This is a genomic window from Macrococcus bovicus (assembly GCF_004359575.1).
GTDB lineage: Bacteria > Bacillota > Bacilli > Staphylococcales > Staphylococcaceae > Macrococcus > Macrococcus bovicus.
Genome location: NZ_SCWF01000001.1, coordinates 360,159 through 374,255 on the forward strand (window position 1 = coordinate 360,159; position 14,097 = coordinate 374,255).

The 14,097-nt window shown below is 38.8% G+C and carries 22 protein-coding genes; 7 read left to right on the top strand and 15 right to left on the bottom strand.

What is annotated here, in order from left to right; all coding sequences use genetic code 11:
• Positions 1–29: 29 nt before the first annotated feature.
• From ERX55_RS02040 to ERX55_RS02080, 9 genes are all read right to left on the bottom strand, one after another.
• The gene (locus ERX55_RS02040) at positions 30–503 is read right to left on the bottom strand and encodes a sigma factor-like helix-turn-helix DNA-binding protein (protein ID WP_133450909.1); all 474 of its coding nucleotides are present in this window, start codon (positions 501–503) and stop codon (positions 30–32) included.
• A gap of 156 nt (positions 504–659) precedes the next feature.
• Complete coding sequence (locus ERX55_RS02045) at positions 660–1,355, bottom strand: hypothetical protein (RefSeq protein WP_133450910.1); 696 nt, start codon at positions 1,353–1,355, stop codon at positions 660–662.
• Positions 1,356–1,733 carry a RusA family crossover junction endodeoxyribonuclease gene (locus ERX55_RS02050; RefSeq protein ID WP_133451063.1) on the bottom strand — a complete coding sequence of 126 codons (378 nt, stop codon included), beginning with the start codon at positions 1,731–1,733 and terminating at the stop codon, positions 1,356–1,358.
• Positions 1,734–1,846: 113 nt separating this feature from the next.
• Positions 1,847–2,203: a hypothetical protein gene (locus ERX55_RS02055; protein ID WP_133450911.1), complete on the bottom strand. Its 357-nt coding sequence runs from the start codon at positions 2,201–2,203 to the stop codon at positions 1,847–1,849.
• A complete protein-coding gene (locus tag ERX55_RS02060) occupies positions 2,203–2,388 on the bottom strand; it encodes a hypothetical protein (protein ID WP_133450912.1) in 186 nt (61 codons plus the stop codon). The genes ERX55_RS02055 and ERX55_RS02060 overlap by 1 nt, the downstream gene beginning before the upstream one ends.
• 5 nt (positions 2,389–2,393) lie before the next feature.
• Positions 2,394–3,359, bottom strand: a complete 966-nt coding sequence (locus ERX55_RS02065) for a DnaD domain protein (protein WP_133450913.1) — start codon at positions 3,357–3,359, stop codon at positions 2,394–2,396.
• Positions 3,360–3,390: 31 nt separating this feature from the next.
• Positions 3,391–3,873 (bottom strand): single-stranded DNA-binding protein, encoded by a 483-nt coding sequence (locus ERX55_RS02070; RefSeq protein WP_133450914.1) that lies wholly within the window; start codon positions 3,871–3,873, stop codon positions 3,391–3,393.
• On the bottom strand, positions 3,870–4,583 hold the full coding sequence (locus ERX55_RS02075) for an MBL fold metallo-hydrolase (RefSeq protein ID WP_133450915.1): 714 nt from the start codon (positions 4,581–4,583) through the stop codon (positions 3,870–3,872). The genes ERX55_RS02070 and ERX55_RS02075 overlap by 4 nt, the downstream gene beginning before the upstream one ends.
• On the bottom strand, positions 4,577–5,488 hold the full coding sequence (locus ERX55_RS02080) for a recombinase RecT (protein WP_133450916.1): 912 nt from the start codon (positions 5,486–5,488) through the stop codon (positions 4,577–4,579). The genes ERX55_RS02075 and ERX55_RS02080 overlap by 7 nt, the downstream gene beginning before the upstream one ends.
• 57 nt (positions 5,489–5,545) lie before the next feature.
• Between ERX55_RS02080 and ERX55_RS02085 the strand changes: the two genes are divergently transcribed.
• Positions 5,546–5,818 (top strand): hypothetical protein, encoded by a 273-nt coding sequence (locus ERX55_RS02085; RefSeq protein ID WP_133450917.1) that lies wholly within the window; start codon positions 5,546–5,548, stop codon positions 5,816–5,818.
• Here ERX55_RS02085 and ERX55_RS02090 read toward each other — a convergent pair.
• The 3 genes from ERX55_RS02090 to ERX55_RS02100 form a co-directional block, all read right to left on the bottom strand.
• Positions 5,786–7,741 carry an AAA family ATPase gene (locus tag ERX55_RS02090; RefSeq protein ID WP_133450918.1) on the bottom strand — a complete coding sequence of 652 codons (1,956 nt, stop codon included), beginning with the start codon at positions 7,739–7,741 and terminating at the stop codon, positions 5,786–5,788. The two genes, ERX55_RS02085 and ERX55_RS02090, sit on opposite strands and share 33 nt — an antisense overlap.
• A complete protein-coding gene (locus tag ERX55_RS02095) occupies positions 7,686–7,985 on the bottom strand; it encodes a hypothetical protein (protein WP_133450919.1) in 300 nt (99 codons plus the stop codon). Before ERX55_RS02095 ends, ERX55_RS02090 begins: the two co-directional genes overlap by 56 nt.
• A 75-nt stretch (positions 7,986–8,060) precedes the next feature.
• Positions 8,061–8,240 (bottom strand): hypothetical protein, encoded by a 180-nt coding sequence (locus tag ERX55_RS02100; RefSeq protein WP_133450920.1) that lies wholly within the window; start codon positions 8,238–8,240, stop codon positions 8,061–8,063.
• Positions 8,241–8,299: 59 nt separating this feature from the next.
• On the opposite strand from ERX55_RS02100, the gene ERX55_RS02105 reads away from it, so the two are divergent.
• The gene (locus tag ERX55_RS02105; protein WP_165983676.1) at positions 8,300–8,770 is read left to right on the top strand and encodes a DUF2321 domain-containing protein; all 471 of its coding nucleotides are present in this window, start codon (positions 8,300–8,302) and stop codon (positions 8,768–8,770) included.
• A gap of 147 nt (positions 8,771–8,917) precedes the next feature.
• Here the strand turns inward: ERX55_RS02105 and ERX55_RS11380 are convergent, their stop codons facing one another.
• The 3 genes from ERX55_RS11380 to ERX55_RS02115 are packed head-to-tail and all read right to left on the bottom strand — an operon-like array spanning position 8,918 to position 9,627.
• Positions 8,918–9,088 (bottom strand): hypothetical protein, encoded by a 171-nt coding sequence (locus ERX55_RS11380; protein ID WP_165983677.1) that lies wholly within the window; start codon positions 9,086–9,088, stop codon positions 8,918–8,920.
• A complete protein-coding gene (locus ERX55_RS02110) occupies positions 9,088–9,399 on the bottom strand; it encodes a DUF771 domain-containing protein (protein ID WP_133450922.1) in 312 nt (103 codons plus the stop codon). Before ERX55_RS02110 ends, ERX55_RS11380 begins: the two co-directional genes overlap by 1 nt.
• A gap of 12 nt (positions 9,400–9,411) precedes the next feature.
• Positions 9,412–9,627, bottom strand: coding sequence for a helix-turn-helix domain-containing protein (locus ERX55_RS02115; RefSeq protein WP_133450923.1), 216 nt, complete (start codon positions 9,625–9,627; stop codon positions 9,412–9,414).
• 196 nt (positions 9,628–9,823) lie between these two features.
• Here ERX55_RS02115 and ERX55_RS11645 point away from each other — a divergent pair, with 196 nt between their 5' ends.
• The 5 genes from ERX55_RS11645 (at position 9,824) to ERX55_RS02140 (ending at position 14,021) form a co-directional block, all read left to right on the top strand.
• Positions 9,824–10,165: a helix-turn-helix domain-containing protein gene (locus tag ERX55_RS11645; protein WP_133450924.1), complete on the top strand. Its 342-nt coding sequence runs from the start codon at positions 9,824–9,826 to the stop codon at positions 10,163–10,165.
• Between the two features lie 14 nt (positions 10,166–10,179).
• Positions 10,180–10,665, top strand: coding sequence for a hypothetical protein (locus ERX55_RS02125; RefSeq protein ID WP_133450925.1), 486 nt, complete (start codon positions 10,180–10,182; stop codon positions 10,663–10,665).
• A gap of 16 nt (positions 10,666–10,681) precedes the next feature.
• Positions 10,682–12,274, top strand: coding sequence for a thermonuclease family protein (locus ERX55_RS11515; RefSeq protein ID WP_243721429.1), 1,593 nt, complete (start codon positions 10,682–10,684; stop codon positions 12,272–12,274).
• A gap of 67 nt (positions 12,275–12,341) precedes the next feature.
• Positions 12,342–12,929: a hypothetical protein gene (locus ERX55_RS02135; RefSeq protein ID WP_165983678.1), complete on the top strand. Its 588-nt coding sequence runs from the start codon at positions 12,342–12,344 to the stop codon at positions 12,927–12,929.
• A 72-nt stretch (positions 12,930–13,001) separates the two neighbouring features.
• Positions 13,002–14,021 (top strand): tyrosine-type recombinase/integrase, encoded by a 1,020-nt coding sequence (locus tag ERX55_RS02140; RefSeq protein WP_133450927.1) that lies wholly within the window; start codon positions 13,002–13,004, stop codon positions 14,019–14,021.
• Positions 14,022–14,097 lie beyond the last annotated feature (76 nt).

Genomic DNA, 14,097 nt, shown 5'->3' on the forward strand with positions numbered 1-14,097 from the left:
ATGTACATTTGTACGACAAGTGCGGACAGTTACAGAAATAGATTTGATTCTAATTCATTTCTTATTTTCTCTTTACTTCGTTCAACGTTCTTTTGTATAGTACTCTTGCCTACACCTAAGAGTTCAGCTACTTCTGTATATCTCATCTTCTCGCATTCAATCATCAGGAATACTTCCAACTCTTTCTGAGTCAGCTTTCTTAGTGCATGACTTATAGGATTGTTCACATCTCTGATAAAATCCTGGTACTCATCGTCAGATACTTTATTGTATCCGGATGAATCAATCACTGCTTCAATAGTTGTCGGATTAATCACATAGCATTGAATCTTGTCGATAGCATTAGAATTAGGTGCATGCCCTTTCTGCATCCAGTCAATCGAGTAGTCAAGATCTACAATAATACTTCTGAGAATCTTTAGTTCATATTCATCAGTTGTGTGGTCAAGAAGTTTCTTCGTTTCTTTTCGGGTCTGCCTATACTGCATCAACAAATCAATCATAGTGAGCCTCCCGTCTGTGGTATAATTTATTGTCAGTAGATTAACCAATGAGCCGGGAAGGCTCTTTTTTATTTGTGTTAACCACGACCAGAGTTCTGAAATACTTTCAGAATAAAGATGTCGATGAGTGTCCACCCTAATAGAAATGAAATTACCTTAATCATTCTGTTCACCCTCCTCAGTTTTGAGAAGCTTGTATTTCTCATCAGAATCCATCATCGTATCTCTGTTGATTCTTACAGTACCTACTGCTTTAATGCCAGTACCTGCAATGCCGACATAGATTGAAACAGATGTCACTTTAATGACAGTATCTGCAAAATAGTTTTCTCCTTCATCTGTCTTCAAAACCACTTTATCTCCTACCTTAAAATCTTCCTCCTGTTCAACAATTTCAATGTTGTCTGACTCTTCATCTTCAATATCCACATCTTCTTCAGAGAGGTTATCAAGTGTTTCATCAGTCGTCTCAATCATAAGTGTCTCACTACCTTCAAGTGTCAGTTGTTCCTCATCATTTACTTCTCTGAAATCCGCATCGATAATATCATCTTCATAATCGTCCATGGTCATCTGATCATCATCTTCATCTTTGAAGAGTTGACGTCTAATATATTGTGCTTGATCATATAAAATATTCTGTGTTTCAAACGGCACATTATCCCCATCTATCTTATGGATGACCTTGCCTTCCCTTAAATCGAATTGAGCAGTAATGGAGCCACGTTCAATTACGAATAATACTTTTGTCTTATCCACTTGAAACTTAAGTAGACGTACTACATTGCCGTCCACTCCAAAAGTCTTAGTAATCAATTCATCTGCAAGTTTAATGTTTCTCATAACACTCATTTATATTTCCTCCAGTTTAATTATTATTTTGGGTGTATTGCTATAACGCTTGGCTGAGTGCAGTTCGACGACCTGACCATCATCTTTCCATATGTGGCCGTTAGCAGCATCGAGGACTGTCTTCAGTAGGTTGTCGATGTCTGGCTTCTTTGAGTGGAAGGCTTTCAGCATCCTTGCTTTCTGTGGATTGCTCCATGATTTCAGCATTGGCATTTCGAAGAGTACGGTTAATTTGATTTGTCCTTCCAGCTCAAGTTTAGGCATCTGACGCTGGATGAAATCCTTATGTGCCATATACTCTTTATTCATATAGAACTGTACAAACGGCGGCTTACCTTTTGCTTTAACTATTCTTGCTCGTGGTCTTGACGAAGCCATCGGTTTTTCATAGTGTTTTTTATTGATGTAGTTAATCGTGAATTTGTGAGGTGTCACTTCTTTACCTCCCCAGTAATCTTTTCACTTCTTCCAGAATGTTGCGTTCTTTCTTCTTAGACATTTCTCTTACCTCGAATACGACCAAAGAAATTAACAGCTTTCGTGAATGCCGATTCCTTTTTTATTGGTTTTTTCATTCCCTCAACTTCATCCGGCTGATCCAGGTGTTTGACGATAGCCGGCAGGTCATCCTGTTGAATAACCGTAGGCTCTTTAACAGGTGGCTCTGTCTTTCTGCAATGTTCTGATTTCAGGACTTTAACCGGGATAGGGAAGTTTTTCTGCAGCTTCTCACTTCTGACCATCGCCCAGGGTTGTTTATATTTGCGGTAGAATCTTCTGACCTGAAAGAGTCGGTTATCTTCAGGCATGAATAGCAGTTCATAGTATTCGCCTTTTTGTGGTTTCATCAGTTCCATCCTCCAAACATCATTTCTAGGTACTTGTTCGTTGCTTTTGCATTAGGTGCCGGATGCACTTTCTGAGGCTTGCGGTCTATGCGTGGGATGAAGATAGAATCTCTTTTACCGTAATCAATCTTAGGTGCGTATGTTGGATTGCTCTTGATGCTTACTGTGCCTGCTACATATTTCATGTTTATTACTCCTTCCAGAAGTTTTTCAGTTCTTCTTCAAGTTTTCGTTTTTCGTCGGCTTCTTTATCTTCCTCGCCTCTGAAATTAGCAATCTTCTTTTTAAGTGCTTCACCTCTTGCAATTTCTTCAGGTGTCATTGCACGTTGTTCCTGCTGCTTATTATTCTCTAGATCATTTATCCAAGCTGGTGTTATTTCTGCAGGTTGATTTGGTTTGTTGCTGTAAGTTTGTTTAGTCTGCCGCTGCTGTTCATATACTTTGATAGCATCTACAGTCTTTAGGTTACGTTTCTTCCAATCATTCAAGAGCCAATTGATAAATTTATAATCATGATTGCCTCCGAATGCTGATTTCTCGATTGCATGCATCATGATCTCCTTACCATATGAATCAAAGTCATGTTGAATTTTTTGAATCGTCATAGGCGATGGATTCATTTCAATGTTTTCCTGATAACTCTGAAAGACTTCCTGAAAAGTGTCGTCGTATACAATACTTCTTACATTCTTTTCATTCTTTAATTCTTTATCATTCTTTACATTCTTAGTCTTGTATCGTTCGATGTCCGTTCGATGTTCCGTCTGTTGTTCCACTCGTTGTTCTATCTGCTGTTCCGTTCGTTGTATCGTCTGCTGTTTTTTTATCTCTTCATTTCCTTGATAAACGTCGTAGTTATGCACTTTTATGGTTGTTCCGTTTACTGTCTTTTTTGTACTAATCATGTCATCGGATTCGAGTAACTCCAGAAAGCGTCTTACTCTGTTTCTTGAAACACCCCAGCGTTCAGCAAGTTTCAGTTCGGATGTATGGAAAGTACCTCGCTTTATGGTTACTAAGTTGCCACCTATCATTGTTTTCTTCTCAGTGTGATTAGTCAGCAATATAATTTCCATCCACCATTTAAATCTGACTGGATCCTCCCAAATCCAATGGTCCATAACCTGACGATGTAACTTAATCCAACCAGCCATAACTTACACCTCGCTTTCTTAGCTGACTGGTTTAGAAAGGTAAATCGTCATCATTAATATCAATCGGTCCACCATTTGCAAAGGGATTCGCTGTCGTTCCTGCTGCTGGACTTGTGTTCTGTCCCTGGCTTGTTCTCGATGTTCCGTAGTCATAGCCTGCAGAACTCGATTCATCCTCTTGGTTATTCTTCTTATTCAGGAAGAGGACTGTTGAATTGACGTTATTCACGATCAGCTGCATGCCATAATGTTTTACACCGTTGTTATCCTCATAGTTGTTATTGCGCATCTCGCCTTCAACTGCCATCACATAGCCCTTCTTTGCGTACTTGTTGATGAACTCTGCAGTTTTCTTGAAGGCAACGCAGCGGATGAAGTCTGCTTCATATTCGCCGTCATTATTTTTAAATGAACGCTGTACTGCTAAATCAAAGCTGATAACTTCAGTTCCGGATGGCGTAATCCTGAACTCAGGGTCCTTGGTTATTCGCCCTATGAATGTGCATTTATTCATTGCTTTCCTCCTGCTATATAAACGGGGACACCCGCTATCTTTTGTATTGAATCCTTAATCAGTGGAGCATTTGAATTGTTTTTGGATAAATGAATCAGATGAATCGCCTGTAGCTTACTTATGTCTGTTGCCTGCAGAAAGTTCGATGCATGTTCCAGACTGAAATGTGATTTCATGATTCGTCTGGCCAGCCCTGGATGAAGCTTACCTTCCTGAATGTTCCGCTGCATCTGCTCATACAGATAGTTGATTTCTAGCATCATATGCGTGATGCCCTTGAACTTGTAACGTACATAGTAAGTGTCAGTTACAAACAACAGCTTATATCCAAGCTCGCTTTGCAAGAGATAGCCACATGGTTCTGCAGCATCGTGTTCAACGTCGAAAGGCATGATGATCCAGGTGTCTATTACAAAAATCTCTTTAATCTTCACTTGATGTAGCCGATGATGCTCATCCATATCAGTCGCCTCTGCCGTGCCTGGTGTCATATAGCAATCAAGTCCGTGAGCCATGTACTGTGAAAGAAATTCTGCATGATCCAGGTGTTCGTGAGTTACTAATACACCTTTCACTTTGTTTGTTTTAAAGTTAAGTGCCTTCTGAACTGTTTTGAAATTAATACCGGCTTCGAGCAACAGTTCAGTCTGGCCATCGGATATGTGATAGCAGTTACCCGATGACCCTGAACCGATTGTAGTGATTAAAATGGTTCTTCTTCACTTTCAGGTGATGGCTGCACTGCAGTCGCCGGCTCTTCTGCAGGTACTTCCGGAAAATCACTCACGTCTGTGTACTGTGCATCTTCGACATCATGTTCAAAGTCCAGTTCTTCTTTATTGGCCACTTCTTCAATCTCTGCATCAAAGATTTCTTTGCGCTGACGTCCATCTGATTTATAGATTTCTTGCTGCAGAAGACTAGAATCATCTGAGCTGTTCAACAGTTTCTTACATGCCCGGTTAATGACTGTTTTCTTGGCCATCTCCTGTGGGAATCTTCTATGAGTGCCATCTTCTCTGAACTTGCCTTCATATACCATCTGAGATTGTTTCCACGCTTCTTCGATTTCCTGAATGGTCATAATCTCTGTATAGTTCTTTGATTCGTCTTTAAATACTACTGTGCAATAAGCTCCTAAAATCTTCTTAGTGTCGCGATTACCAAAGGACTGACTGTGTCCGAGATCAACAATCTTACCGTTTTTAGTCTTATACTTAACGTCATCACCTTCAAAGATGACCTCTGCATTAATCTCTTCACATCCAGTCACACGCTTAGTCACTGACATTGTTCCGAGATATGAACGCTGAAACTGAACCTTGTCACCGTACATGATGAAGTAACCCTGGTTCTTTGCCGGATTCAATCCCTGTACGACCATGTCCATCAATGCGTTGGCCACACTGTTTGGATTTGCGAACTCAAGCGCCGGCTTATAACCATCTTTTTTAGATCCTTTTAAATCCTGCAGCGTAAGCATTGCGGATTTCATTGCATTTTCAGGTGAATAGTTGGCCGGAAATTTTAGGTCTCCTTGAGACTCCAGGCTTTTTACTCGAGCAAGCACGTCGTTACCCATTTTTTGATTTTTAACTAAGATTTGATTTGTCATGTTTATTGCTCCTTTTATTGGTATAATTTTTGTAATTTATAACAAGGTGGTGAAAATATGAAAACCGATCAGAAAAAAGTTAATGTTATTTTAGAGTACTTATTGGATATGTCTGGGATAATTCTCAATGTCTCAGACATAAACAATCTCCTAAAGAAATATTCTTTTGATACAAACCTTTTTAGTACTCTATTATTATTAGAGGATATGAAATCTAAAAATTACATTTCAGGCAATCGAATCAATCACTTACCTAACGAATTTTATGTTAGTGGCCTTACCGAGCATGGCAGAAAGCTAGCTTTGATTCTGAGAAATAGTAAGTCTTAACTCTTCATCCTTCTCGCTCACAATCAACTTAATCTGCTGTGATTCTGTCTCCAGAACATCTGTGACGGACTCAGCGTTGTCGATGAAGATTGGAGCGTAAAAATCAAAGTGCTTGGATAACGTATTGATGATGTCGAGACCGACATTAATTCTTGCTGCGTTGTTCAGGCCTTTGTCATATTCAACGCCGTCTACTGTCGTGATGCATGTCTCTTCGATGTTGCCGTTTTTCAATTCGTCAAATAACTTGAATCTAGCCATCTTAAACTTGTCATTAATCGTATTTTCAATCGTCTTCACTTTAGACTGATTGAACTGATCTATTAGATGGAGTTGGTAGTGCAACTCTTCTTTCACTTCTACTAAGCGCTCTTCTTCCTCTCGCAGATTCTTCACGCGCTCTGTTGATCTTGCGTTCGCCTTAATGTCAGCCTGTGATTCCAGCATGAAAGAAATTTCTCTGTTGTTCGTGTCAATCTTCTGCTGCAGTTCTGCAATCTTTTCAGCATTCACTTTGCTGATTTCATTACGTTGTCTGTTAATATCAGCAATCTTCTGCAGTATTTCGTTATATTCATCTGTCTGTGTCACATCACTAATCTTGTTCTCTGCATCAGTAATCTGAATGTTCAAGCTGTCAATCTCTCGCTGTATATCTGCAGACTGCTGATCAAGTGTTTCTTTCTTCTTTTCAAGTGCAGCGATGGCAGGCTTGAATGTTGCGCCCTGCTGTTTGATTTCATTTCGCTTACGTTGTAGGTTTTCAAGTGTCTGTGATTTATCCTGGTTAAAGTGTTCTAGTGCTTTCTGTCTTGCATCTGCTTTCTGGGCTTCCGGAATCTCTTGACCACAACACGGGCATGATTGTTCATCGTCATGCGTGAATGTTCTTTGGTGTACAAGTTCAATATCTTGTGTGAGTTCTTTGTATTGGGCCAGTTTACTTGTTCGCCTTCTCTTCTGATCCTCAATGTCATCCTCAACTCTCTTTAGTTGTGAATTGATATTCATCTGGTTGGACTTCGACAAATCTAACTTCGATTTCAGCTGCAACACTTTGTTGTGATTGTTACTGTCATGATTGCGTTCAAACTGTGCCAGTTGCCCTCTCAGTTCACTGATCTCGTTTCTCATTCTTACTTCTTCTACACCATTCTCGATGTCTACAATTTCTGCTTCAAGCTGTTTATTCAACTGCTGTAGATGATGAAGTTCTTCTTCATCAATCGCCCGCACTTCGATGATGCTTTTCTGTGCTTCATTGATTCTGACCGGTATATCCTCTATATCAGCATTGGTCTTAGCCAGCTTGTCCTTGACTACCTTCTTCTGGTCCTCAATCTTCTTGCCTTCAAGATATTTCTTAAGAGGATGAAGGTCAGAGTTGCCCTCAATGATGTCTTCATCGCTGACATTGCCGCAGATTTCAAATAACATCTTGCGTCGCTCAGACCAGTGCAGATCATTGAATGACTGAGGATTTGTAACTAGTTTGAAGATGTTCTCATCAATCAGATTCGCTATTTCTTTTTTATAGTTGGTGATTGTAGTCGGGACATCATTAATATACTGCTTGGATGTCCGGCTCTTCGTGTATTCTTTCGCACCGGTCATCTGATTCTTTGAATACTTCGGATGTGATTCTTTTCTCAGCACCAACTTCTGGCCATCCATATCAAATTCAGCTGTTACAGTTGGTACCCGTTCATATTGTTCCTGATTATTTTCATCAACCGGAACAACATTGATTGTCTTTCCAGCCAAGTTTTTATCAAAGAGCAGCCACTGTAAGGCAACTGCAGTTGTCGTTTTACCTGCAGCATTCGCACCATAGATAGCTGCATCTTTACCATCAAAGTCAAAGCCTTTACTTTTCAATCCTGCGAAGTGGTCCATAGCTAGCTTGAGCAGCGTAAGTTTCATCTTTCAGTCTCCCTTCCTCTTTCTTCAGTTCATCAAGAATCGGCTGCATTGTGTTGCAAGTAATTTCAGTTGTAACTGCTAGAGAACGATTGAATGCTCTTCCGGACCAGCCTTCTCTTTCGTTGAACTGAACCACTAATCGCCCATTCTTGATATGCTTGTTGAATCGCTTAGGATCCATGGGATTCTGCTTGAATCCATAGCCCATTAATATAAGGGCATCATTAGGTTTAACTTCCGGCATTTTCAAAATTCCTTTCTTGTGTTATTCTTTTTGTGAGTTATTATCTTTGCGTCCTGATTGCCGTCAGGGCGTTTTTTATTTGCAATAAAATGTGATTCGTCCACCTTTGTCATCAAGGAAGTAAGTATCTTCTTCGACCACTCTGTAACGTGGATTGTTTCGGTATTTAATAAGAGCGGCATTGTATATTCCTTTTTCGTGAAACTTGAACTTTGCTACTTGCTTCGGTCTTTTTTGTAGAAATGGTAGTCTCAATCGTTCTCACCTCCTTTAGAGTTAATTGGTATAATCTCCTTAGGGAAGGAGGTGTATTTATGGGATATTACCGAGGAGCAACTATTTGTTTAAACGGACATGTTGTATCAAATTGGGATAAAAATTATCAGAAACACTGTAAAGAATGTGGATCACAAACGATTTCTAGTTGTACAAATTGTGATGCTGCTATTGAAGGTGAATATCATGAACCCTCAATAATGGTGATAGGAGGAACCTATCAACGTCCAAGCCATTGTCAGGAGTGTGGACACGCATACCCTTGGACTGAGCGTGTGATTAACAATGCGGTCGAATTATTATCACTTGATGAAAACATTTCAGAAGAACATAAGTTAATAATTAAAAATGCTTTTCCAGACTTGATGGTAGAAACACCGGCTACTCCAGTTGCAGTTGCAAAGTACAAGACTTATGTACCAAAAGCAGCCGAAACTGTGCAAAATGGTTTAAAAAATATATTCGTTGACGTTGTCAGTGAAGCCGTGAAAAAGTCTATTTGGGGTTAGACTGACCACAATATTTACAATAGTTATGTGATTTAAGGATTATTTGACCGCATGAGTTGCAGCTCTTGTGGTCTTTTTTCATCAACAATTTATATACAAAATCAGGTATCCAAATATGGAAACTAATTTTCACTTTCTTCATCCTACTCACCTCCCTTCAAGTCCTAGCCATGTAAAGAAACCAACCGCTCCAGCTACCATCAAGCACCCTGTAAAAGTGTAGTCATTATAGTTACTTGCGTTCACCAGCATCATGAGAAGAAATGTATTGATGAAGACCGCAGAAGGCATTACTTTCTTGCTTAATCTGATGATCATCAGCTCACCCTCCACAATTTTTTGTCATCCATAATTCGTTTGTAGTTGCTGTCGAACCATTCACAAAATTCCTTAGCTTTAAGAACATACTCATCACCACTACCAGCCGAAATGTGAACAAATTCATTTATTTCCTTTTGATAAAACTTCAGAAGATCTTTAACAGCATTTTTACTTTTCAGCGGTAGGTGTGACTCAACAACATCTTTAACGCCCCAGTACTTTGTTACAGGTGCAGCTTCTTTCAAAGCTTCCTGCACTTGTTCGTTAATGAAGTCCTGGAAGCTTTCAAGCTCAATCGTGATTTGCATGTGATAACCTCCTTATGCTTCTTGAAATTCATTTTCTCTTGCAAATAGAAACTCGATTTCATATTCAGGAAAGAATGTGTTTTTAATCAGAACAGCTTCACCAAACTTAAAATCAGAAACACCGTTAATTTTGTCGGAAACGGTCTGATATCTTAATTTAAGTACGTCAGCCATGTCTACTAATGAAACACCTTTTTCTTTTCTGACTTTTTCTAGATTTGTCAACATAGTCCTCCCTCCTTCTTAAATACGAATTTTCGTATTTATAATTAAAAAATATAAGGCTTTAAGGGCCTGATTTCAATATATACGAATTTTCGTATTATGTCAACACTAAAATTCGTATTTTTTTATTATTATTTGCTTGATATACGATTTTTCGAATGTTAATATATAGGTACAAAGTAGAAATGAGGTAAATAAAATGTCAAAAGAAAATCATCTTAAATCTTTAATGGAGAAAAAATCTGGTAGCGTTAAAGCTTTTGCCGAAGAAATCAATCTTCCTTATACAACTGTAAGATCAATTCTTGAAAGAGGAATTATGAATGCAAAGGTTGAGAACGTCATTAAGATTTGTAAAGGATTAAACATTAAAACTGAAGATGTTCTTAATATTGACAATTCATCTGCAGAAGATTTTCATGACAACCAAACGGTTGAAGTCATTGCTGCTCATATCGACGATGACGCAACTGAAGAAGAGATTGAAGAAATTCTCGCTTACATAGAAATGAGAAAGAGTTTACGCAAGAACCGTAAGTAAAGGGGTTATGGTCCATGCAGGTCAGAGAGAAGCTAGTTAATCAATTTCCTGAAGTTTCAGTACAGTATGATCCAATGATGCCTGTAAAGTTTGGCGGTTTATATGAACGGAATCACTTACATCCAAATGGTTTAATTTTGCTAACTGACAAACTCAATTATTATTTAGAAAATGGCATCCTTGGTGAAGAGTTCGGACATCATGTGACTACAACAACAGATATTACAGGTTATTACCGTAAGCCGTACAATGTTAATGCAGCTCGTCAGGAATTGCGCGCTCGTCGCTTTGGACACAAACTCTTGATACCACTCGAACAGCTTATTGATTGTTATGAAAATGGCTGCTGGGGTGACATCTATGCGATGTGTTTGCATCTGGAGATTGATCGCAGTTACTTCTCTATTGTGATTGAGGACTATAAAAGTAAGTTTGGTTTATGGATTGAGTATGAGGGATATTTAATTGGCTTTGAGCCGTTAGATATAAAAAAACTATAAGAAGAGGGATGGAAAATTGAATACTGAGCAGTTGATAAAAGAATATTTAAGGAGAAATGGCGTCCAGTTTGATTTTATTGAAGGTGCGGACTTAAAAAAGTTTTCAAGCAATCAATACATTATCATTAAACAAGATGAAAGAGTATTTGATTTAACTGAATTCGATCTTGTCAAAAAAGAACGTGTAATAAAGGCATCAGATGGCAAATCTAAAACTGAGAAATATGAAGAAGTAACAGGACATAAAATAATTTCTTCATTCAATTTGAATGAAATCAGAAATGTTGATATCGATAAGTTTGCAATGAGTAGAGTTTATCATTTTGATAACGGTCAGATTTTAAGAGTCAACGGTAACACAGATGCTTTTGAGAACTATTTAAAGTCAAATAACATCGATTCTCTTTATCTTGACCGCAAGTTTTATCAAAAAATTGCTGGTTTCAGAAGTGGATCACCACTAAAAATGATTACTGCAACTTTGATTTATCTAACTTTGTTATTTCTTGTCTTTACGTTGTTACCAAATACAGCAGCCATGGTTATCGGTACTTTGATGGTACTTGCAGCTTTGACTGGATTTATTGCTTTCGCTGGCATGTCGATATTCAACGCTACAAAAAAAAGGAATGTTAGAAAACCTCTTGTAGGCGTACTTGTTTCCTTTTTGATGCTTATATTTTCTTCAGTAGTTGCTGCAAGTAATGCTGATGAAACACCAGATGGAGCCGATAAATTAGCAAGCACAAATACAACTGAAAGTACTGAAGAAATTTCTACCACTGAGAAACCTACCACTGAAGAGCCTTCCACTGAGAAGCCAAGTACTGAAGAACCTAAAACTGAAAAACCAAGTACAGAGAAACCTGAATCGAAAGTTACTGTTAAAAATGACCGGGATGGTGATGGTGTAACCAACGATAAAGAGAAAGATGAAAAACAAAGAACTTCTTCGCCTGCAACAAACGGGTTAATCTCTGCCACTTTTGCCAAAGCGGTTGATGGTGATACTGCAAAACTTATAGTAAATGGAGAAGAAAAGACTTTCCGTTTCCTTTTAGTAGATACACCTGAAACGAAACATCCTAGAATGGGTGTACAGCCGTATGGTCCAGAAGCATCAGCAAGAACAAATGAATTATTATCGAGTGCTAACAAAATTGAAGTAGAATACGATATCGGTGAAAAGCAAGATAGATATCAAAGACAACTAGCATATATCTATGCTGACGGTAAGATGATTAACGAGATCCTAGCTAGAGAAGGACTTGCACAAGTCACTTACATTTACCCACCTAACACACGACACCTCGATAAGTTAAAAGCAGCTGAAGCTAAAGCTAAATCTGAAAAAATTGGCATCTGGTCTTTAGATAGTGCATTTGAAGAGCAAAGCTCGACTGAAGCTCCAACGGCAGAACCTGTGACCACTGAACCTCCAACTGCTGCACCTGCACCGGTTCAACAGCCACAGGAACAAGTTCAGACTGGCTTCTCTAACTGTACTGAATTACGTTCAGTCTATCCTGCAGGAGTACCAGCAGGACATCCTGCATACCAATCGAAAATGGACAGAGATGGTGATCAATATGCTTGTGAAGCAAGCTAAATCAGGGGATTATCCCTCCCCTTCTTCTTATTGACATTTGATAAAAATTATTGAGGATGGTATAAAAATGACTTTTAAAATTTTAAATGTTACGTTACTTGCTTCATCGCTTATTCTGGCTGCTTGTGGAAATGAACCTGTAGAAAAACAGAAAGAGAAAACAAGTACTGAGACTACTACAGAAGCCCCAACTATAGAAAAGTTGACGACTGAAAAAGCTACGACTGAAGAAGAAACCACTGAGGCTCCTTCAACGGAAGCACCGACAACAGAAGAGCCTACTACTGAAGCTCCAAAAGAAGTAATTGCAGGAGAAAATAATGTTTATGGCTCTATTGGTTCAGCCTTTAAAGAAAAAGGCGCTTTTTACGTAAACGAAAAAGGTAACGTCAATCTGATGGGTGACAAGGATAATATATATCAGGCAGAAAAAAACTTTGATTCAGATTTAGGTTTGACTGTAGAAATGGATGAACCATTTCTAACTGATCATGCATTTGATTTTATGGAAGATGATGCAACAATGGTTCAGAAAATCAGTGATAATGAGTTTGTTTATGAAAGTAAGAAGCTGAATAAAAAGTATGATGTCATGTTTTCGCGTCCGGATGGCAAGACTGTAACAAGAGTTATTGTTAGTCAACACCAAGAATAAAATTAGGGTATCTCTATACCCTTCTTTTTTTACACCATTTTTCCGAAAAATCATTGAAAGGAGGTGAAAAAAATGGCAGTAAAGAAAGTAGGCAAGTCTTATGCTTACGACTTTTATTTTGAAGGCCAGCGATACCGTCAGGGCCGATTTAAGACGAAGGCAGAGGCTCTTCATGCGGAGAGAATACTTTATAATCAGCTGATGAACGGCATCCGGCTGCAGAAAGATTTGACGTTCGCTGAATACTTTGAAAAATGGATGGAGACGAACAAGCTTGAAAATGTTTCTGATCGGACCTACAAGACCTATAAATCTGCGCTGAAACATATTAAGAAAAGTGACTTCGGAAAGATTAAGCTGAAGGACTTGAGCCGGGATAAGTTTCAGGACTTTATTAATGAGTATGCCAAAGAGCATGCCAAGGACACCATCAAGAAATTTAAAGGTGCATGTGGTGCTTGCTTTGAGGCAGCTGTGTTCGATGGTCTGATGATTAAGAATATCAACCATAACATTACTTATACAGCTGGTAAGGAATCGCAGAAGGAAGAAACAAAGTTCATTGAGATGAAGGATTATGAGCGTGTTAAAAAACAGCTGATGAAATCAGACAGCGAGTCTTCACTCTTTCTGTTCGTGATGCTGATCACTGGCGCAAGATTTTCCGGAGCTGCAGCATTAAGAAGAGAATATATTGATGAAGTTAATTCGACTATCTATATTGCAGAGACTAAGACTGATTTATCTCCCCGAACTTTAACAGTGCCGAGAAAGGACCTCAGCCACATTCTGAGAGGCATTGAGCGTCTGCCAGTATATTTGGATGGGAAAGTCTTTCATCTCTCCTACACAGCCGTAAATAAGCAGATAAAGCGTGTATGTAAACAACTCGAAATAGAAGAGGTCACATCGCACGCTCTGAGGCACACACACTGCTCTTATTTGTACGCCAAGGGGTTAAGTATAGAATATATCTCAAAGCGCCTAGGACACGCTAACACGTCCACTACACGCGAAATCTATCAGCATATGTTTAAAGAGACTTTTGTTGATGAAGACGCAAAGGCTATGGAGATTTTAGAGGCAATGTAAACCGGATGAAAACTTGACCAAAAACTTGACCAAGATTTTGACCAAAATATAGATTCTTATAGATTTTTATAGATGC